Source organism: Desmonostoc muscorum LEGE 12446 (assembly GCF_015207005.2).
Classification (GTDB): Bacteria; Cyanobacteriota; Cyanobacteriia; order Cyanobacteriales; family Nostocaceae; genus Nostoc; species Nostoc muscorum.
Genome location: NZ_JADEXS020000001.1, coordinates 582,843 through 602,653 on the forward strand (window position 1 = coordinate 582,843; position 19,811 = coordinate 602,653).

At 41.7% G+C, this 19,811-nt stretch carries 18 protein-coding genes; 6 read left to right on the forward strand and 12 right to left on the reverse strand.

Annotated elements, in window-relative coordinates; genetic code table 11:
* Positions 1-304 precede the first annotated feature (304 nt).
* Positions 305-2,032: a hybrid sensor histidine kinase/response regulator gene (locus IQ276_RS02490; protein WP_235115365.1), complete on the forward strand. Its 1,728-nt coding sequence runs from the start codon at positions 305-307 to the stop codon at positions 2,030-2,032.
* Between the two features lie 41 nt (positions 2,033-2,073).
* Here IQ276_RS02490 and IQ276_RS02495 read toward each other — a convergent pair whose 3' ends face one another.
* The gene (locus IQ276_RS02495; RefSeq protein ID WP_193920617.1) at positions 2,074-2,577 is read right to left on the reverse strand and encodes a hypothetical protein; all 504 of its coding nucleotides are present in this window, start codon (positions 2,575-2,577) and stop codon (positions 2,074-2,076) included.
* Positions 2,578-3,036: 459 nt separating this feature from the next.
* On the opposite strand from IQ276_RS02495, the gene truB reads away from it, so the two are divergent.
* Positions 3,037-3,921: a tRNA pseudouridine(55) synthase TruB gene (gene truB, locus IQ276_RS02500; RefSeq protein ID WP_193920619.1), complete on the forward strand. Its 885-nt coding sequence runs from the start codon at positions 3,037-3,039 to the stop codon at positions 3,919-3,921.
* A gap of 211 nt (positions 3,922-4,132) precedes the next feature.
* Positions 4,133-4,984 carry an alpha/beta fold hydrolase gene (locus tag IQ276_RS02505; RefSeq protein ID WP_193920621.1) on the forward strand — a complete coding sequence of 284 codons (852 nt, stop codon included), beginning with the start codon at positions 4,133-4,135 and terminating at the stop codon, positions 4,982-4,984.
* A gap of 107 nt (positions 4,985-5,091) precedes the next feature.
* Here IQ276_RS02505 and IQ276_RS02510 read toward each other — a convergent pair whose 3' ends face one another.
* From IQ276_RS02510 to carA, 5 genes are all read right to left on the reverse strand, one after another.
* Entirely contained in the window at positions 5,092-5,394 is a 303-nt protein-coding gene (locus IQ276_RS02510; protein WP_190882512.1) for a DUF1816 domain-containing protein, read from the reverse strand.
* 87 nt (positions 5,395-5,481) lie between these two features.
* Positions 5,482-6,459: a 23S rRNA (guanosine(2251)-2'-O)-methyltransferase RlmB gene (gene rlmB, locus IQ276_RS02515; protein ID WP_193920623.1), complete on the reverse strand. Its 978-nt coding sequence runs from the start codon at positions 6,457-6,459 to the stop codon at positions 5,482-5,484.
* 96 nt (positions 6,460-6,555) lie between these two features.
* The gene (locus IQ276_RS02520; RefSeq protein ID WP_190882514.1) at positions 6,556-7,035 is read right to left on the reverse strand and encodes a Mini-ribonuclease 3; all 480 of its coding nucleotides are present in this window, start codon (positions 7,033-7,035) and stop codon (positions 6,556-6,558) included.
* A gap of 708 nt (positions 7,036-7,743) precedes the next feature.
* The gene (locus IQ276_RS02525) at positions 7,744-8,088 is read right to left on the reverse strand and encodes an STAS domain-containing protein (RefSeq protein ID WP_235115366.1); all 345 of its coding nucleotides are present in this window, start codon (positions 8,086-8,088) and stop codon (positions 7,744-7,746) included.
* A 268-nt stretch (positions 8,089-8,356) separates the two neighbouring features.
* A complete protein-coding gene (carA, locus tag IQ276_RS02530) occupies positions 8,357-9,514 on the reverse strand; it encodes a glutamine-hydrolyzing carbamoyl-phosphate synthase small subunit (protein WP_235115367.1) in 1,158 nt (385 codons plus the stop codon).
* 286 nt (positions 9,515-9,800) lie between these two features.
* Here carA and IQ276_RS02535 point away from each other — a divergent pair, with 286 nt between their 5' ends.
* Positions 9,801-10,853, forward strand: a complete 1,053-nt coding sequence (locus IQ276_RS02535) for a retropepsin-like aspartic protease family protein (protein WP_193925558.1) — start codon at positions 9,801-9,803, stop codon at positions 10,851-10,853.
* Here IQ276_RS02535 and trpD read toward each other — a convergent pair.
* Together trpD and IQ276_RS02545 are read right to left on the reverse strand one after the other, a co-directional pair.
* Complete coding sequence (gene trpD, locus IQ276_RS02540; protein ID WP_221707083.1) at positions 10,783-11,859, reverse strand: anthranilate phosphoribosyltransferase; 1,077 nt, start codon at positions 11,857-11,859, stop codon at positions 10,783-10,785. The genes IQ276_RS02535 and trpD overlap by 71 nt on opposite strands.
* 186 nt (positions 11,860-12,045) lie before the next feature.
* Entirely contained in the window at positions 12,046-12,927 is an 882-nt protein-coding gene (locus tag IQ276_RS02545; RefSeq protein ID WP_193916020.1) for a DNA adenine methylase, read from the reverse strand.
* A gap of 282 nt (positions 12,928-13,209) precedes the next feature.
* On the opposite strand from IQ276_RS02545, the gene IQ276_RS02550 reads away from it, so the two are divergent.
* A complete protein-coding gene (locus tag IQ276_RS02550; RefSeq protein ID WP_193916023.1) occupies positions 13,210-13,935 on the forward strand; it encodes a cytochrome b/b6 domain-containing protein in 726 nt (241 codons plus the stop codon).
* Between the two features lie 188 nt (positions 13,936-14,123).
* Positions 14,124-14,303 carry a CAB/ELIP/HLIP family chlorophyll-binding protein gene (locus IQ276_RS02555; protein ID WP_073642259.1) on the forward strand — a complete coding sequence of 60 codons (180 nt, stop codon included), beginning with the start codon at positions 14,124-14,126 and terminating at the stop codon, positions 14,301-14,303.
* A 67-nt stretch (positions 14,304-14,370) separates the two neighbouring features.
* On the opposite strand, the gene IQ276_RS02560 is transcribed toward IQ276_RS02555, so the two are convergent.
* The 4 genes from IQ276_RS02560 to IQ276_RS02575 form a co-directional block, all read right to left on the reverse strand.
* Positions 14,371-15,480, reverse strand: coding sequence for a hypothetical protein (locus IQ276_RS02560; RefSeq protein WP_193916029.1), 1,110 nt, complete (start codon positions 15,478-15,480; stop codon positions 14,371-14,373).
* A 120-nt stretch (positions 15,481-15,600) separates the two neighbouring features.
* The gene (locus IQ276_RS02565; protein ID WP_228042984.1) at positions 15,601-18,573 is read right to left on the reverse strand and encodes an acetate and sugar kinases/Hsc70/actin family protein; all 2,973 of its coding nucleotides are present in this window, start codon (positions 18,571-18,573) and stop codon (positions 15,601-15,603) included.
* A 95-nt stretch (positions 18,574-18,668) separates the two neighbouring features.
* Complete coding sequence (locus IQ276_RS02570) at positions 18,669-18,875, reverse strand: aspartate aminotransferase (RefSeq protein WP_193916032.1); 207 nt, start codon at positions 18,873-18,875, stop codon at positions 18,669-18,671.
* Between the two features lie 56 nt (positions 18,876-18,931).
* Complete coding sequence (locus tag IQ276_RS02575) at positions 18,932-19,780, reverse strand: Rpn family recombination-promoting nuclease/putative transposase (RefSeq protein ID WP_193916035.1); 849 nt, start codon at positions 19,778-19,780, stop codon at positions 18,932-18,934.
* Positions 19,781-19,811 lie beyond the last annotated feature (31 nt).

A 19,811-nucleotide genomic window follows, 5' to 3' on the forward strand; every position in this document is an offset into this window, starting at 1 on the left:
TTTTCGTCTTTGAGTCACTGTGTTTGCTGTGTTGAAAATAGGGAGTAGGGAGTAGGGAGTGGGGAGTTGCGGACGAAATCTTCTTGATGTTTCGGCTGTGGAGTTTTTTCGTGAATGACTGTCTGAGATTCGTTTTCCCCATTTTTCTGTCTTTCTTACTGCCCTGTAGTATTTAGTATCGCTTTAGGATTGGTAAAGAATTTAGATTTTATTTATATTTATTTTATATTATTTTTAGAATTATGCAATAAACCACAATCTGGATAAAAGGGATCTACATAGCTCCCAAATCCTCATACTTAATATGTTGGACACATGGACGCTACTCATCATCGATGATTGTGCAGCAGATCGGAAAATCTATCGTCGATATCTTTTGAAAGATCCGCACCAGTCCTACCAGATTTTGGAGGCTGACTGTGCAGAAGAAGGACTCGCATTGTGTCAAAAAACGCACTGCGATGTCATTCTGCTGGATTATTGTCTACCTGATAAAAGTGGGTTAGAACTCTTCGATCAGATGCAGCAGGAGATTTTTAAGACTTCTGTGCCTGTGATTATGTTGACAGGGCGTGGTGATGAAGAGGTTGCTGTGCAAGCAATGAAACGAGGTGCGCTGGATTATTTAGTCAAGCAACACCTGACACAGGATGTACTGCAACTAGCAGTCCGTAACGCCATCAAGCAATTGTGCTTGCAAGCCCAACTCAGTAAAACTCAGGAGCAGCAGCGGTTAATTGCTACAACTGCTCTGAGAATTCGCCAGTCTCTCAACCTAGAGCAAATTTTGAATACGGCTGTAGCGGAGGTGCAGCAACTTCTGAAATGCGATCGCGTGATGGTATATCAGTTCACCCCAAATAGAGACGGTACAATAGTTGCCTCCTCGGCTGAGTCATACCACACTGTCGCGCTGTGCGATCGCGTTGGGGCTGGGGACTGGAGACTGGGGACTGGGGACTGGGGACTGGGGGAGGAGACTAGGCAGAGAAGACGGACAACAGGAATAACCTATGCCCAATCCCCAATCCCCAATCCCCAATCCCCAATCCCTCATATTTATGAGCTTGGCTTGTGTAATCGTTTGAGTTTGAGAGAGCAATTTAACAGTGAATCAAATCTGGTGGTTCCGATTAATCTCAGCAACAATGGAAACCCAACTCCCAAGCTTTGGGGTTTGTTGATTGCTCATCATAATTCAGGAGAACGACAGTGGCAAGCTGATGATGCCCAGATGCTGAATGAAGTGTCGGTGCAACTAGCCATTGCTATCCAACAGGCGGAATTGCTAGCCCAAACTCAAGCAGCCCTCGCCAAAGAAAAGCAACTCAATGCATTTAAATCCCAAATTATTGGAACGGTTTCCCACGAGTATCGGACGCCCTTGACTTCAATTTTGGCTGCTGCATCAACTTTGGTAAAACATAGCCAGCAACTCGATGAGTTAAGACAGCAGAAGTTTCTGGGAATTATTGAACAAAAAGCCAGATATATGTCCAAACTTGTGGACAATATGCTCTTGGTTAATCAATTTGAAGTGGAAAAACCTAAGCTGAAGCCAACGCCGCTCGATTTATTACAATTTTTTTCTGATTTGATCGAACAAGAGCGAGAAACAACAGGCGATCGCCACGAGTTGATTTTTAAGATTACTGGCAATAATCAGGGCTTCTGGGGCGATCGCGGGCTTTTACAGCAAATTTTTATTAACTTAATGTCCAATGCAATTAAGTATTCTCCAGATGGAGGTACTGTAGAGTTTCACCTGATGGGCAAAGAATCACAAGTCATTTTTTCCATCGAAGATCAGGGAATTGGTATCCCCATCGCAGATCAGGAAAATTTGTTTCAATCTTTCAGTCGGGGAAGTAACGTTGATACAATTCCTGGCACAGGCTTAGGGCTGGCGATCGCCAAAGCTTGTGTAGAATTACATGGTGGTAATATCACTTTATCCAGTCAAGTTGGACGAGGAACTAAAGTTATAGTCAGCTTACCGAAGGTATTCCCAATAGGTCAAATATCGCCATAGTCAGAATTCATAAGTCAATAAATTAGCGTTTTTTAATGAAATTAATCTTGTGATTTTTGATCTCGAATTTCGATTTTGTTAATCAGCCATTCTTTGATTGTTTTTCCACAAGGTTCAGCACTTTGGCAATCATTGACATCTTCTAGTTCATAAAATAAATCTACATTTTTATTAACGTATTTATCTGGCTCGCAAACATCAAATGTTGCGCCAACACTTTCATATAATTTACCCTTGCCATCAACAAGGGTAACATAGCATTTTAAATCACCATTTTGCATGTCTTTAATAGTGCCAAATGTCGGATTATCGTTTTTAATGGGTGTCTGTTCAGATGATACTGAACGATTAGTTTGTTTTTGATGTTCCTGATTTTCTAGCTTTGCTTTCTTTGCTGAATTAGATTCAGAATTACTTTGGTTAGCTATTGCTGTATTTTCTGGATTAGGTTGATTATTTTGAGAAATAGTGTTGCCAGAGTTACCACAACTCGTAATCAAGATAAAGGAAAGAATGAATATAGTGCTAAAGATTGTTTTTTTCATTTTATTGATGTTCATTAAAGTGCAATAGATCGGACTCATGATATAATAAATTTTATTAAAGTACAGGATTTTCTAGGTTAGCTCCCCTAGTTTGTACCTCCCAAAAATAAGAAGTGTTATATGAATTTTGTCTATTATAGTTTTACGTATTTGAACTTATGAATGACAACCAGATATTTGCGGATAATGCTCGACGTTATCTGCGGTTTTTGTGTATTCTCTGGTAAAATGCTGAAAACAAGTTTTGATCCTGGTTAATATATAGCGGTTTCCATTCAGATCCGGTACAACATCATATCGCAAGATGTAGGGGCACGGCACTGCCGTGCCTTTACAGGTCTACCTCACGCTTGTGGGGAAAGGCTATATATACATTATTAATGCTTAATTAAGCGTTAATTGGTAAATATTGATTTTTTCAGCATTTAATAAACTTTAAAAAATGGAAGTATTGATTTTGTGTTATCTCAAGGTTTTCTCAACTTAAACAAACCATTTGACTGGACTTCCCACGACTGCGTGGCGCGGGTACGAAAATTGTTGCGCCTCAAACGTGTGGGACATGCAGGAACATTAGATCCAGCAGCTACTGGAGTGTTACCCATTGCCTTTGGTAAAGCCACCAGACTATTACAATATTTACCAGAAAGTAAAGCTTACAAAGCGACAATTCGGTTGGGTGTGCGTACCACAACCGATGATTTACAAGGCGAGATTATTAATTCTCAAGCTTGTGCTGGATTGAGTTTGGCACAAGTAAAACCTCTACTATCAAAATTTCAAGGCAAAATTGAGCAAATACCACCTAGTTATAGTGCAATTCAAGTTGATGGAAAACGCCTCTATGACTTAGCGCGTAAAGGTGAAACGGTGGAAGTTCCAGTGCGAACAGTGGAGGTTTTTCACATAGAAATTTTGGACTGGCGCGAAGGAGATTTTCCGGAATTGGATGTGGCGATCGCCTGTGGAAGTGGTACATATATTAGAGCGATCGCTCGTGACTTAGGTGCAATTTTAGAAACTGGTGGCACCCTGGCGGCTTTAATTCGTACTGAAAGTAGTGGTTTCCATTTAACAGATAGTCTCACCTTGACCGATTTAGAAACACAACTACAAAGTGGGATATTTCAACCCATTTCTCCCGATGCGCCATTACAATATTTGTCATCAGTTACTTTACCACTGACATCTGCTCAAAAATGGTGTCAAGGTCAGCGAATTTCTCTAACTTTCGATGTTTCTGGGATCGTGCGAGTTTATGATGAAGAGACTCGCTTTTTAGGTATTGGAGAATTACAAAACGAAGTGTTGATCCCCCAAATGGTTTTTGAATCGATTTCTTAACATATCATTTTGTAGCACGTTGCTCTTAGATGAGATACAGAAATTTGTAGGCTAGCATAGCTGTGTTACCATAACTTCCACCTCACAACACCTTGAAAGGGCTAGTCCTAAACTACTTTAGTTCTGAAACAATTTCGGAAATTAGAAGGTTGAAAACTGAAAATCAGCGTATTTTACAACATTTATTTGTCAGACAGGAGAAGGGCGAATAATGAGCGATCGCCACAGTTATACTACTACTGCTGCAAATCTCAACGTCTACGTCCAAGGTCAAGGGTTTCCCATTTTAGCCCTACATGGTCATCCCGGTACTGGTCGCAGTCTTTCTGTGTTCACCAATCATTTATCAAAACGCTACCAAACTATTGCCCCAGATTTACGTGGATACGGCAAAAGTCGCTGGAATGGTAATTTTGATATGAATGACCATTTGACAGACTTAGAAGCGCTGCTAGACCGCTTTGAAATTGAAAAGTGCCTCGTATTGGGATGGTCACTTGGGGGCATTCTGGCAATGGAACTGGCATTACGTTTGCCAAAGCGCCTTACAGGTCTGATTTTGGTGGCAACAGCCGCAAAACCCCGTGGTAGCCATCCTCCCATCACTTGGCAAGATAATTTATATACTGGCGTTGCAGCCCTACTGAATTATATAAAACCGAGTTGGCAGTGGAATATTGAAACTTTTGGCAAGCGATCGCTTTTTCGCTATTTAATCCAACAACATACATCTACGAGTTATAAATATATTGCCACCGAAGCAGTCCCGGCATATTTACAAACCTCTCCTGCTGCCACTCGCGCCCTTTATAGCGCAATTCAAGCAGGGTATGACAGACTTCTAGACTTGCCACAAATTCAATGTCCTAGTCTGGTACTTGCTGGTGTCCAAGACCGTCACATCACAGTTGACTCCAGCTTAGAAACAGCTCGACACCTCAAAAATTGCCAGTGGCAATGCTACCCCAATACCGCCCACCTTTTCCCGTGGGAAGTTCCCCAACTGGTACTAAGTGACATTGACCGTTGGCTAGAAGAACATCCCCACATAATTGGTCGTTAATAGTCCAAAATACAAGAATTTTTAACTCTTGAGCTTAATTCGTAACCGTAACTAGAAATTACGAATTACGAATTACGAATTACGAATTATCTTGACTCTTGCCTAAATTAAACTTGACCGCCAAAGGCAGGCTGTACTTTGCGGTCAAATCTTTCCCCCAAGTCATCAGCAATTGTTAAATTATTGGGTTTGCAGCGTTTGACATTCATAACAATTCCCTGCGCTCCTTCGCTTTCCAAATCTTCTATGTATCCGATGCTAGCCGATCTTGCTTCGTCAGAACTCAGAAATGGTCCGAAGTAGTATGTGCAGCGGGGATTCTGCGTCACAATTTCTACCCACCAAGCCAAGCCGAGGTTGTCAAACGTGTTAGTCAACCCTTCCTTGAGGTTATGCCAAATGGTTTTCATGGTTTTCGCCGATTTCTAAACGTGCTACAGGGTGTTAAAGGATATGTTACTTTATTATCTTTTACATTTCTTTATACTCTTTTACTGCTATTTTTTCAAAGAGGTTTTTTGTAATTTATCTAAATGCAGCGTATTTAGCGATCGCTGACGATAAATTTCATAGAGTGCCATACCTGCTGCTACCGAGGCATTGAGGCTAGGAGTCTTGCCTTGTAAGGGAATTGATACTAAGACATCGCAGGAGCGTTGAGTTAGCATACTCAGACCTTCACCTTCAGAGCCAATTACCAAAACGATGGGTCCACTGAAATTGACTGTGTGTAAGGGTTCACTGCCGGTTGCAGCAGTGCCGTAAATCCAAAACCCAGCTGTTTTTAAATCTTCTAAGGCACGGCTGAGGTTAACAACTCTGGCCACAGAAAAATTTTCTAAAGCGCCGGCTGCAACTTTAACAACAGTGGAAGTGATCCCCGAAGCCCTTCTTTGGGGTATAACTAATCCTTGAGCGCCGATCGCCTCAGCAGTGCGAATGATTGCTCCCAAGTTGTGGGGATCGGTAATTCCATCAGCCACGACAATTACAGGATCGGTGAGAGATTTTGCTTTTTCAATGAGATCCGGCAATTCGATGTAAGTGTAGGGAGCAATTTGTGCCGCCACACCTTGATGATTACATCCATTGGTGATTTGGTCTAAGCGCTTGGGTTCAACTTCGTCAATTACCGTGCCATTTTCCTTGGCTTGCAAAAGCAAATGGTGAAAGTTGGAATCGTAGCGCAGACGGGTAGTAATCCAGATGCGGTTGAGACCGCGCTGATTTTGCAACGCGCTCAATACTGGATGACGGCCGTAGATTAAATCGCTATCTTCTGCTGGTTTTGTAGATAGAGATGGATGGGAGAAGTTGTTATTTTGGGGACGCGAATTGCTAGAGATGGGGTTGATCTCTATTTTTTTTCTGGGATTGCGAATGGGATTAGTAACAACACGCTTACCCTGAAGTTTTACGGGTTTCCCACGATTTGGTTCGCTAGAAGTCTTGATTTTTCTCGGTTGATTTGACATTTTAGTTTTAGGATATTAGCGTAGGGTGAGCATCCTGACTAGCTGAATTTACCAGATCGACTCTACTGTTTTGATGATTGTGAAATTGAGTTTTCACTATTTCTCAAGATGGAGTATTTCCAACAGTTCAGTTAGGCGCTGGTAATCAGTTAGATACAGGTAGCCAATTAAAGTTTCTAGACTAGTTGCCTGTTGATAGATTTCGGGATCGAGCCGCTTAGGGCGTCCTGTAGCAGCGTTTCGACCCCGGCGGACAATTTCTAATTCGGTGTCCCTCAGATGAGGAGTCAGCGATCGCAAATGTAGCGCTTGTGTTTCCGCTCTTACCTGTGCCACTACCAGACGATGGTAAGTTTCTGCTCGCTGTAGTGGTAGTAGATAGAACATTCTAACATAAACTTCATAGATTGAATCTCCCAAGTACGCTAAAGCAGCGGGAGAAATTTGTTGTACTTGTGAAAAAGAAATCTGTTGGGATAATGGCGCTGTGGTTAACAAGAGTGCTTGAGTCCAAGATAAACTCTCTTTGGGAGCTTCATCTTGTCCATCTAATAGCTCTTCCTCCTTTGACTTCACAAATAAATCATTCCTTGACTAGCTCAATTGTGCAGGCATTCTTCGCAAAGACTGATTTTTCTGAAGTATGCCATCATAGTATACCTAGCATAATCAACACTATCAGAATTACTTACTAAATTTTATCTTTATTGATTAAAATTTGGCATCTTAGATCGCATTGATGTCAACCTCCAGCCAAAGTAATTTCGCTTATTTTTTGCGGTCTATGGCTTACATTACGTACTAGCTCACTTTTGAAATTGACCACATTACGATAAACTCCATAAGCATACAATATGAAGTAAAGTTGACATAAATATTAATCTGTTGGCTTTTATTTCCTACAACTTTCTCCGGCTTTAGTTTTTATCGAATATCCCAGCCAACACTCACATTTCTCAAAAAAAGCTTGAAAAGTTTCTGATGATACACAAAGCAGTTAGAGAATTCCCTTAAATATCCGTTTTTTAGGTATAGTTTGATAGTCTAGTTTCCCACCTTTCAATGGGGGTTAAAGGGGATCAAGCTAAAGACCTAAACATTTATACTTAACAAACATCTCTAATAATTTACTGTTTATAGGTTTATCCTTAGTCAGTTTTAAATATAATAGCTCAACTGGCTTAGCGCCTCTCCCACAAGGAGAGAGGTTTTGCCAGAAGTGTTAAAAATTCAGCTACCCGATATTGAATCTGGATAGCTAAGTTAATCTCTCAGGTCGAGCAATCAAGACTGCTTGACGTTTTCTAGAGCCGCTTCAACTGTTTGTTGCAGGGAGAGAAACTTCTCTAAGCGAACAAGCTTGACCGTTTGAGTGACCCGGGCATTCGTGACGATTTGCAAAGTGCCATTAGCGGTTTGAGCCTTCTTAGCTGCTTGCACCAAAGCACCCAAGCCAGAGCTATCAATAAAGTCGATTTGTGAGAGATCCAAAATAATATGCTTAGGACCCTCCTCAATCTTGCTCTCAAGTACCTTGCGAAATGTCGGCTCAGAAAAGGCATCTAACAAACCTGTGAGGCGGAACAGCTGACAGTTATCCCGGACTTCACGAGTGCCCCTCAGGCTCACGGTTAGATTCAGTGGCTCAGCAATAATTCCCTCCTCATAAGTTAAAGTGAACGCTCAAGTATAGATGGTTTTTGAGCGAGTTGTCTACAATCTGCTGGAGCATTGGGGATTTGGGAGTAGGGAGTGGGGAGTAGGGAGTGGGGAGTAGGGGGCAGGCAAGGGGGAGAATAAAGAATTACCTCTTTCCCCTCTGCTCCCTGCTCCCTCATCTCCCTCATCTCCCTCATCTCCCTCATCTCCCCACTCCCCACTCTCCACTCCCCATTCCTTAGTTCCCATCACCTTGACGTGCTGTTCGCATGGCTTGAACAAATTGTTCAAACAAGTAATCAGCATCGTGAGGACCAGGACTGGCCTCTGGGTGATACTGTACAGAAAATATGGGCAGAGACTTGTGACGTACCCCGGCAACGGTGCGATCGTTTAAATTCAGGTGGCTAACTTCCACAACTGTCGCAGGTAGAGAATCTGGGTCAATGGCAAAACTATGGTTTTGGCTGGTAATTTCTACCTTTTGTTGTAGACCCGCAGGCTGATTTAAACCACGGTGACCAAATTTGAGTTTATAGGTTTCTGCTCCCAAGGCATGGCCTAAAATTTGGTGTCCCATACAAATCCCAAAAATGGGTTTTTCACTTAGCAGCAGCGCTTTGGCAGTTGCAATCCCTTCGGTGACGGCAGCAGGGTCGCCAGGCCCGTTAGAAAGAAAGACACCATCAGGATTGTAGTTGAGAATTTCCTCTGATGGTGTATCAGCAGGTACAACAATCACTCGACAACCGTAACTTGCTAAGCGGCGCAGAATATTGCGTTTGATGCCAAAGTCAAGGGCAACAACTGTAAAGGGTTCTCCAATATTGTTCGCAGTTTCTGGATTGAATTCCCAGGCTGGAATTGTGGGATCTGACCACTCATAAGTTGTTGGGGTAGTAACTTCACGAACCAGATTTAATCCTGCCATATTCGGAGCTGCCTGCACCCGCTCTAGCAATTCTCCCTCATCAAGAATAGCTGTGGAAATGCCACCGTTCATGGCTCCGAACATCCGAATTTTGCGGGTGAGGGCGCGGGTATCGATACCATAGATAGCTGGTATTTGGTGCTGTTTGAGGTAGTCAGGTAAGGATTGCGTCGATCGCCAGTTACTTGGCCGATGACAAATATTGCGGGCGATCGCACCCCGCACTTGGGGGCGGTCTGATTCCTCATCTTCAGGATTGACGCCAGTATTCCCCAATTCTGGATAAGTAAAAATCACAATCTGACCGCAGTAACTAGGGTCGGTCAGTACTTCTTGATAGCCAGTCATGCCAGTGTTGAATACCACTTCTCCGATCGCGGTTCCTGTAGCACCGAAAGACCAACCGCGATAAGTGGTTCCATCTGCCAAGACAAGTAAAGCTGGTATTGCGTCAGATAAGGACATAGATTGGGGAGTGGGGAGTGGGGATTGGGGATTGGGGATTGGGGATTGGGGATTGGGGATTCAGAAAACTTTTCTCTAGTCCCTACTCCCTATTCCTTACTCTCCACTCCCTACTTTCCAAGACTGCGATCGTTAATTATCCCATGAGTTGGCCAACTAGGAATTTTCAGGTTGTTAATTAAAAATTAAAATTGCCTGTTGCGTGTTGCCTATTGCCTTTTACTTAAAATCTTTAAATAGGTACGCGAGAGTGGATTTGCAGGAGCTTGGGCAGTTAATATTAATTATGCTTCCGACTTTTTTATCCCGTGCAACCCTAATTTTTGTACTCAGCGCTCTAGCGGTTATGAGTGTTGCCTGTAGTGAAGACAAACAAAACACTACGACTACTGGCAATGAGCAACCCGCGTCAGTTGGGGATTTGGCATCAGTACAGCCTGCCGCCACCGAACCAGCAACACCAGCAGCTACTCCAGAAGCACAGCCGCAAGAGCCGTCTGAAACTGAACCTAGTGTTTTTGAACTGGCGTTAGATAAAGCTGTCAGTGCTTGGAGTATCAGCCAATCTGCTCAATCTCCAGATGATTGGAATTTGGTGGCGAGTCAATATCAGGATGCGATCGCTCTCATGCAAAAAGTGCAGCGACAAACACCAGAATTTGCCTTTGCTCAATCCAAAATCACAGAATATCAGCGCCAAATCAAATACGCCAAGCAAAAAGCTAATCCTCGCCCTGTGCCAATTCAGGAACCTCAAAAAATAGTAGTTGTGGTTCCCCAAGCAGGAACTACACCAAAGTTCACTTCACCTCTATCAATTCCTGTACAAAAAAAATTATTACCACCAGAAACAGAAAGATCTTCGTCAGCAGTGGTGATTCCAGACCAACCAGTTTTTACAGCGCCGATTAAAAGGCGGGCTGGTGGTACGCCAATTGTGGAAGTAACCTTCAATGGTCAGCGAAAGTTTGAGATGATTGTAGATACGGGAGCCAGTGGCACTGTGATCACCCAAGAGATGGCAAATGCTTTGGGAATAGTGCCAGTGGGGAGAGCTAAGGCAAACACCGCCAGTTCTAGAGCTGTAGAATTTCCTGTGGGCTATGTTGAATCGATGGCACTTGGCGGGGTGAGAGTGAATCGAGTGCCGGTGGCGATCGCGGGTACGGAACTCGAAACTGGACTTTTAGGACATGACTTTTTTGGAAACTACGATGTCACAATCAAGCGGAATGTGGTAGAGTTTCGCCCGCAACTGCGATCGCAAGTCAATTCTCCAGAAATTGAACTAACTGCTCCAACTTCGTCCAAGCCGTCCCACTTTGCAGGATATCCTTAGCGATTTTAATCCCTTGGGCATGATCGAGAAACGGTATTACACCCGCTACTTGCAGCGCCAACGAAGCATTTAAAGCTACCGCATCCTGTTGCGCTTGAGTTCCCTTGCCTTGGAGTACCGCCTTCAGAATCACCGCATTCTCTTGGACATCGCCACCCCGAAGCATACCTATGGGAGCAGGTGTGACATCCAAATCTAGGGGATTAATGGTAGTTAACTGCACTTCTCCCTCCGATAACACCGCCAAGTCAGTTAAATCTCCTAACCCAGCCTCATCGAGTTTTTCTCGCCCGTGCAGCACAATCGCTTTTTCCTTGCCCAAATTCTGCAAAGCTTGGGCAACCGTAGCCAAAAGTTTGGGAGTGAATAACCCCACCACTTGCCCAGTTGGACGCAAGGGATTTACTAGGGGGCCGAGTAAATTAAACACTGTTCGCACCCTGAGAGTCCGCCGTAATGAGGCAACTGCTTTGAGTGCTGGGTGCCAACCAGGGGCAAACAAGAAAGTGATCCCCACTTCCTGTAAAGCAGCTTGTACTTTTTCACTAGGGGCACTCAAATTTACACCCAAGGCTTCCAAAACATCGGCGCTTCCCGTGAGACTTGAGGCTGAACGATTGCCGTGTTTGGCAACAGGTACGCCATAAGCAGCCGTAACAAAAGCAACCGCTGTCGAAATATTAAAAGTTGACGAACCATCTCCACCAGTACCACAGGTATCAATTAGGGATTGGGTGGATTTTTGCCCAGTCCCCAGTCCCCAGTCCCCAGTCCCCACCCTGGATTGCGCTTGTAATACTTCAGCCATGCCGGTTAACTCGTCGGCAGAAACGCCTTTAAAGTTCAGCGCTGTTAAGATTGCTCCCGATAACTCTGGAGGAACCGCTTCACTGAGCCAACCTTGCATCAATTCAGCAGCTTGAGTACGTGACAATGATTGGCCATCTATTAATTGTTGGAGCAGAACATAATAGGATTCTTGTGCAGGAATTGAGGAAGTTGTCATAGCTAAGGTTTGTGTGTTGTAGAGTGTAGCTACGTTACAGGGCATGGGAGCTATCCTACCGAAAAATTGGCTTTCATCAAAGTTAGAACAGAATTCAGGAGTCAGAATTCAGAATTAGAATAGGCTTTCAGACTAGCTTTGAGAGCTAGATTGTGTACTTCACTTTACTTGAAATCTGCTGTAAGTTCAAATATCAAGGCTTAGCTGTAAAGCCGCATTCATCAAATTTTGATTTGGTACTTTTTTCTCCAAATCAATTTTAACTTCGTAATTAGTAATAAATAACTCTTTTCCCTTAGCAGCACCATTCTGCTTATAGTTATTCATGCCATATTGCAACTCCCACTCTGAAATATTTGCCCATTGAAAATTTTCTCGAATTTGTGGTGAATCGTCGTAAGTGATTAGCCAGCGATGATGACATTGTTGCAAAAGCTCGGCAAATCTTTGATGTTGAAATGAGGTGTGCAAGTCACCGTCTTTACCATATAGCTTTGATTTAGTAGCACTAAAATATGGTGGATCTAAAAATAAAAATACTTGTTCACCTGCTTGTTTTAATAAGTGACTGTAATCTAAATTAGTAATTTCTACATTTTTATCCAGAATATTCTCTAATTTTTCTAGCCGTTCTATTGAAGAATCAGTAAAACGTTTATGGAAAGCTTCTTGGGAAAAACCACCTGATTCAACAGTGCCAGAGAACGTAATTCTATTGAGGACAAAAAAGCGGACTCCTCTTTCAAAATCAGATAATTTGTTGACATCTACAGTGGTTAATTCTGTATACAATAATTTACCATCTGTGTATTTGGCTTTAATATGGCGAATTTCTTTAACTAACTGAGCTATATCAGATTGGGCAAACTTCCAGAATAAGAATAGTTCGCGGTTTAAATCATTAATCCAAATTCTGAGATCGGGGAACTTTTGTTTTAAGTAAATAAATACAGAACCACCGCCGACAAAAGGCTCTCTAAATTCAGAAAAATTATCTGGTAAGTATTCGACTATTTGATTTATTGCTTTTGACTTACCACCAGGATATCGGAGAGGGCTTTTGAGCATAATCAAAAATTATATATTACTCCCTTCGCACTCCAAGAATACCTAAATTTTTTAACGAACCGCATTCGCGTAGCGTCTCGTTAGAGAAGAACACAAAGGAAGAGATAGGTAATCTTATAGCGGCAAGGCAGTAATCTGCTTTGATTTTTAAAGTTATCGATGTAGGTAGAGAGTTGTTAATCAGGCTTTTTAAGTTGAGGGGGAGTTTTTTCAAGCAATTAAATAGGAGTCCTAATAATGTCTAAAATTTTTAATATTAACTTCTAATTACACCTCAATCCTATGACCCGTTCTGCACCTTATCAACCTTTATTATTGCGAATTCTTCATGGCACAAGTGGAATTTTAGTTATCGCGGCAATCATTACCGGATTTCTAGTTTACAACACTTACGATCGCCGATTTGGCAGCATACCATTTCCTCAAATTGCCGATATTCAAGGCATTCACGGCACTTTTGCATTATTTTTCTTGCTTGTTCTACCTGCTTTTGCCCTCTATAGCTTTCATGCTGGACAAAGGCGCCTTCTTCAATCTGATTCTTTACAGCAATTGAGCCAGGTTGGCAAGCCGATTTGGTGGGTTAGCTTGCAACGTTTGGCGAACACTCTCATGCTCATAGCTGCTGTTTTGGCTGTGAACTCTGGCAGAATGATGAAGGAAGAGTGGCTCCCCGCAGGGCAGTTGTATCATATTTGGTACTCTCTCCACCTTAGTGCTTGGGTTGTCATGGTTTGCTGTGTGGCAATTCATGTTTTGATGTCTACCAAGGTGGGTGGTACGCCGTTGTTACTCTCGATGTTTTCCTGGAAGTTTCGCCCAGAAGATAGTCCCACTCAATGGTCTAGCCGTTTCCGTAGTTGGTTGAGTAGTTCAGCTAACTTTGGTGCGTTAATGAATAATTTTATGCAAAATAATTTTTACCTGAGAATTATTGAGGTGATTGTGCTTGGTGGAATTCTCACAGCCTTTGTCTTACCTCTATTTTTTTCCGGTGGTGAGTCATAGGTAATTTTTTGTTGAGGCGTAGCTTGCCGCCGTAGGCATCGCCATCACACCACAAAAAAACTACGTATCCGTCATATATACTGGGTTACTGTTTTGTTTTTGGTTTATGTTGCAATTCCGTAAAAATCTGTTACATTACTTTACAGGCGGTTATAACTGTCACAACATAGAAGCTCGGAGTGTTAATTATGTCAAACGCTAACAAGACTACGCCTTCGGTTTCGGAAGATCCTAATGCTTTACGCTGGGGCTTTACTCCTCAGAGTGAAAACTGGAACGGTCGTTTTGCAATGATTGGTTTTTTAGCTGCCATTCTAATTGAAGCGTTCTCTGGCCAAGGGATTTTACACTTCTGGGGCATTCTGTAAATTTAGAAAATCGTCATTAGTCATCTGTGCTTTGTAAATACAGATGACTAATGACTATTCCCAGCAGCTACCGTGATGAACGGAATATTACACGCCCTGGGGATTCTTCGTGGTTAATTCGCGCATATACCCGCAGACAAGTTAACACTTCCCCAGGGGTACCACCGAAATCTAGTTGTAAATCATCTTTAGATGAGGCACAGATATCTGCATAAAGTCCAGATAATTGGCGAATTCGCACTTCATGACCTGCATTAATAGCTTTATCAGCAACCTTCTTGAGAATGCGCCGTGATTCGTTTTGTAGCTTCCCCCACCATGAATAACGTTCAGCCGGTGGTACAAATACCAAAGAGTGTATTGCCTCATCCATGTCAATCCAAGCACGCAACATAGACAGGGGATCGGCGTTTTCTTCAGCTTTTTGGGTGCGTTGACAGCGATCGCTCAAAGCATTAATATATTGATTCCGCTGTTCAGGTTTTGAGTGTAACGAGATGACATCAAAGCTAAAAACACTCTTTAAAGCATGATATAAATCTGGTTCTATTTCAATAAATTTCATATATAAAAATAATAATCCCCCTGGTAAATCGGATTCATTACCTTGGAGAATTTGAGAATTTAAAAGTGCTTTTTGAGATAAACTTAATCCTTGAGTTTGAATAGTACCGCTAAGTCCAGGGTAGATAATTTCATCACGGATAAAGGGAAGTTGATGCAGATTAGAATTATCTGCGATCGCACCTACTTCTTGAGCCATATCCAAGGTGTGCTGTCGCCAATATGCAGCTAAATCCTCTGGGATTCGTAACAATTTGCGTTGAATTTCATTCCACAAATCTGAGTCAGTTTGGCTTTGCAATTGCGAATTACCCAGATAATAATTAAGTTCTGAATCAGAATCAAAAGCTTCCCTTAAATGATTGAGTTTTAATGTATTTTGGGAAGTTATAATGGCATCTTGCCAACCATTCTCTGACTGTGAGGGTGTAGCTGGAGGTTGCAATAGGCTGTGAAGTTCTTTCAGCAACTCATCGCATACCTCGACTCCTGGATCTAGTGGAAATTCTGCACGAGCCTGATTTAAAGTAGTTTCAAGTCCGTAGAGAGTAAACCGCAATAATTGAGCTAATTGTGAGTTTTGTATTTCTAATAATTGACGGAAATGCTGCATTAATATTACCTTTTTTTATCTCACGCAGAGGCGCAGAGGCGCGGAGATAAAGAGCTTTTTTCTATCTCAAACTAAGACGTAAGACGCTAAAAAAACTCTGCGCCTCTGCGTGACTAAATTCTAATGTATACCGCAAAATGGATCGCGTTCTTTATCAACTTCATTAGGTTGTAATTCTAATTCAGCCAAATAAACGCATCCTTCTTGTTTAAGACATTCTTGATTTGTTGATGTCCAATAAGGTACTTCACCTGCGTGCATCCGTAAAATACCTTGATTGTCCAGAGTCACACGATATTGACAAGGATAATCTGTTGTGATGTCTGGTTTACTAAGTGCGCCAATTCGTATCCATTTTTTCCTTTGGGTTTCGGCATCTGTTTGATAAATATAGAAAGTGTGCTGGCCAGTTTTTGGGAAGGGAGGTAAGGGATTACTAATTAATCCGATTCCTGGTTGTGTCACGCCATCACGTAAATAATGAAATTCGTGGAAAGATTTATCATCATTTCCGACTTCAAATACTAAATGATAGGCATCTGGTTGATCCACAGTTGCAGACTCGATGACATTGACGGCAATATCACCATCACTTAAGTCTTTATTCGGTCCTTGTACAGCGATATTCCACTTCAATTTACCCTCAGCAAATAGCGCTGAATTTTCTGAAACTACTGCTCCCAAATCAATGCCAGGAATGTCAATTAAATAATGGGGATTTCCCTGACAAAGCAACACGCTAAATTCCAGAGTTTGGTCAATTTCAAACTGGACTTTGATTTTTTTGAGAAATTCTCCTTCTTCCATTCCTAATTGATTCATCAGGTTTTTACCATCGAAGCTACCCCAAAGTCGTAAATCTCCTTCTTCGTAATCTTGGCGGTAGATAATATTAGTTAATTGTATCCCTTGCCAAGGAGTACGAACTTTGGCGACACTTTCCCAAGATGCCAGTTGATAAAGTTCTTGACCAGCTTTGAATATAGTCAATAAATCGTTGCTTTGGGTTTTGCGTTTGAAGTTGCAAGGCAAATAATAAAACAGGTTTTTAACGTCAATTTCTAGCTGGTTAGCTCCCTTACGCAGCAAGCTTTTAGATTCTTCTGGATCGAATCTCAATCTTCGTAATTTTTCCGCATAGCAAGCACCGGCGGAGGTGGCTAGTTTGGTAAATTCCAAAACAAAAGTAATGCGTTCTGGATTCCAAACAAAATAGGGAGATTTACTAAATTCTTGATAGATTTGTCGCTGTACTAAGTCGAGATTACAAGTTTTACCAGACAGAATTAACCAGTCAACTTTTTGAGAATTCCAAGAATCTTTGGTGATATCATCGGGACGCAAACGGCTTTCCATTAATCCTTTAGCAATACCGATCGCCTCTTTAATTCCGGAAACTGCGGCTCGTTCAAATTGCTGGTTGTCTAGGGTGACGCAGATGTTATTGGGATCTTTAAGTTGCAATTTAACGGCACTTTGGCTGAGGAGTTCAGCAATTTCTTGTTCAGAGAGTGCGAAGGTTAATAGAGAATCATCAATTGGTGGTTTTTGCCCAAGTTTCAGTTTAGCTGCTTCTGCATAATCCCAGAGGAGATAAAATGTTTGTAGGCGTTGGGGTGATTGTTGCCAGCGGGTAGGTAATACTTTTTCGGCAGTATCTAAAGCATCTTTATAAGCAACATCACCTTCGGGATTTTCCTTATCCAAACATTTTAAAAGACTGCCAGTTTTGAATTTACCTTGTTCTAAGAAACGCTCGTTTAATTCAGAGTTAATTAAATCTTCTAACTTTTCGTTTTCGATGTCACCTATGGCTACTGCTGTTAATAAAAAGTCAGCGATCGCCACTTTCAATAATCTAAAAATTCGCAGTGTAATTAATTCACCACCTAACTGTAAATGTCCAGACGAACCTAATAGTTTAGGAGTCAGTTTATAGTAACGTCCTCCCAAACCCCGATCTTCATAATCAGCAAATACTGGGGTTTTATCTTCCAGAGTTAATTCAATCAAAGCTAAGTCTGTGGTTCCGCCGCCGATATCCAAGACGAGAACATTTTGTGACCATTTATTTCCAGTTTGACGACAACGAGTTTTAAAGGATTCAATACCAATATTCAGATTCCCACCAAATTCTCGCCATAAAAAGAATATTGCCACAGAAACAGCTTCATCATAAGCAGTTTGGACATCATCGATCCCCAACTGTTCAACTAATTCTTTAACTTCCTTACGAACAACAGGCGGGGCGACTGTTGGATAGGTAACAACTGCTGTTAAAAAATCTCCTTCTGAAAATCTGCGTCGCGCCCGTTGGCGGTAGTCTTCAGTTAATTTAATTAAATGTGCCCAAGCCGATTGAATTAGTTCTTTGGCGGTGATTGTTTCTTCCTTACCATCCAAAATAACTGAAAAGGATCGCTCTTGACCAAAATAGCGTTTGGGTGAATGATGAAACCTACTGATAATTTCCTTTAAAGTACCGCTTGTACCTTGAGCGATCGCTTTTTTTCTATTATCTCTAGCTTCCCTACCCATCCGCAGTTGCAATTCAGCTAAATGGGAAATTTCCGACTCGCTAGGAATTTCTGTGTCACGGCGATCGATATCCAGCACAACTGGAATGAGATTTTGCGATTCTAAGGTAGGAACGCGGAACACTTCATGATAGATTTGATAGAGTTTTTTGCTAACAGCGCGACGGAATCTGTCGCTATTTCCTAAACAAAGTTCAATTTGGCGAATCGCTTCCAAAAATCGCTCTTTGTTATCACTTTCAAAAACTTCACTTAATTTTCTTGGTTCTATTTCCAGATTTTTGCTAATTTCTAGAAGAAACTTTTCCCAATCTTCATCGCTGACATCTGGTAAAGCTACAGAAGCAGGAGAACTCAACCATTGCGATAAGCGATCGCGCAACCGCATTTCTTGTTCTTTGGGTAAAATTTCGGCGATCGGTACTTCAATGGGATCGAAAAGTGTAACTGTAGAATTCGACGTACCAAAATCTAATGCAAACCATCCCGGAAATCTTTTTTGTTGTTTATCGTTTGGTTGTGTATCAGTATAGTTGTTCAATTGAAAATGGTTCATTATAGTATTAAATAATTCTGTTGAACGCTGAGTTTTTTATTTAGGGCGATTGCTCTTTCATTTAAAAGCGATCGCCATCAGAATTGGAGCATTTACTAAGTTGATTTTGAAGAGTCTTGCTCGCTTATAAGTTTTACTTGTTCGATGTTTAAATTAAGTAATTGAGCAACTTTTTCCATTGACATACCAGAAGCTAAGAACCGAGTAATAAGTTCACATTTTGCTTCTTTTATTCCTTCTTGTCGTCCTTCTTCTTTAGCTTCTTGATAAAACCTAGTTACTTCTAAATTAATTCCGAACATGGCCTCTACCTCCTCACTACTTAAGTTGGCAAATTTATCAACAGCGATTGTTGTAATTACTCAGATGCAAGCCTTACTTGTTCGATGGTTAAATTAAGTAACTGGGCAACATTTTCTATCGACATACCAGAAGCTAATAGCTGAGGTACAAGTTCAAGTTTTAGTTCTTCTCGCCCCTCTTCTCGTCCTTCTTCTCTTCCTTCTTCTCTTCCTTGTTCTCGCCCTATTTCTACTCCTTGTTCTAGTCCCTCTTGTTTAGCTTCTTGATAAACCCTAGTTTCTTCTAACTTAACTCCTAACATGGCCTCTACCTCTTCACGACTTAAGTTGGCAAATTTATAAACAGCAATTGTTGTGATTACATCTATTATGTCTTCCTTAGCCAAAACAGTGATCTGTTCTTGTTGTACCCGTTCAATTAAACGTTTCGCTTGTTCCACCATTTGAGTTTCCGAAGCGATAGTTAACTGCATCAAACTGATACCAATTCTTTGCTCATCAGAATTACCTAACTCATCCAAATAAATCCTTTGTACTTGCGAACTGTTCAGTAGTGACCTGTGAATAGTAGTCTTTTCTGGTTCTAAGCTGCGAGACTGTAAAATAATTACACCGTACCAATCATCATAAAGTGTTGGGTTGCGATACATATACAGCATCGATTCCGAGAAAAAGCGATGGTACAGTAACTCATCTTTTTGGAATTGCACCTCAGCAAAAAAGATAATTTGAGATGTTGCATCAGGTGGAGGTAAAAATACTCCATCAATCCGAAATGTTGGTTCTTTAACTTCAACTGATTCAAAGCGATAGTTAGCAGCTTCGGCTGGTGGCTGTTCTACTAACTCGAAAAGTAACCCTGGAACACGCTTGAAAAGCGTATAAAAAATCGCATCACGTCTCACAAATACATTCCCATAACTCTACGCGATCGCT

What these genes read in the sequence shown, in the direction of transcription:
- IQ276_RS02490 (WP_235115365.1), top strand. Translation starts at nt 305, where the DNA reads ATGTTGGACACATGGACGCTACTCATCATCGATGATTGTGCAGCAGAT.
- IQ276_RS02495 (WP_193920617.1), bottom strand. Translation starts at nt 2,577, where the DNA reads ATGAAAAAAACAATCTTTAGCACTATATTCATTCTTTCCTTTATCTTG.
- IQ276_RS02505 (WP_193920621.1), top strand. Translation starts at nt 4,133, where the DNA reads ATGAGCGATCGCCACAGTTATACTACTACTGCTGCAAATCTCAACGTC.
- IQ276_RS02510 (WP_190882512.1), bottom strand. Translation starts at nt 5,394, where the DNA reads ATGAAAACCATTTGGCATAACCTCAAGGAAGGGTTGACTAACACGTTT.
- rlmB (WP_193920623.1), bottom strand. Translation starts at nt 6,459, where the DNA reads ATGTCAAATCAACCGAGAAAAATCAAGACTTCTAGCGAACCAAATCGT.
- carA (WP_235115367.1), bottom strand. Translation starts at nt 9,514, where the DNA reads ATGTCCTTATCTGACGCAATACCAGCTTTACTTGTCTTGGCAGATGGA.
- IQ276_RS02535 (WP_193925558.1), top strand. Translation starts at nt 9,801, where the DNA reads ATGCTTCCGACTTTTTTATCCCGTGCAACCCTAATTTTTGTACTCAGC.
- trpD (WP_221707083.1), bottom strand. Translation starts at nt 11,859, where the DNA reads ATGACAACTTCCTCAATTCCTGCACAAGAATCCTATTATGTTCTGCTC.
- IQ276_RS02545 (WP_193916020.1), bottom strand. Translation starts at nt 12,927, where the DNA reads ATGCTCAAAAGCCCTCTCCGATATCCTGGTGGTAAGTCAAAAGCAATA.
- IQ276_RS02550 (WP_193916023.1), top strand. Translation starts at nt 13,210, where the DNA reads ATGACCCGTTCTGCACCTTATCAACCTTTATTATTGCGAATTCTTCAT.
- IQ276_RS02555 (WP_073642259.1), top strand. Translation starts at nt 14,124, where the DNA reads ATGTCAAACGCTAACAAGACTACGCCTTCGGTTTCGGAAGATCCTAAT.
- IQ276_RS02560 (WP_193916029.1), bottom strand. Translation starts at nt 15,480, where the DNA reads ATGCAGCATTTCCGTCAATTATTAGAAATACAAAACTCACAATTAGCT.
- IQ276_RS02565 (WP_228042984.1), bottom strand. Translation starts at nt 18,573, where the DNA reads ATGAACCATTTTCAATTGAACAACTATACTGATACACAACCAAACGAT.
- IQ276_RS02570 (WP_193916032.1), bottom strand. Translation starts at nt 18,875, where the DNA reads ATGTTCGGAATTAATTTAGAAGTAACTAGGTTTTATCAAGAAGCTAAA.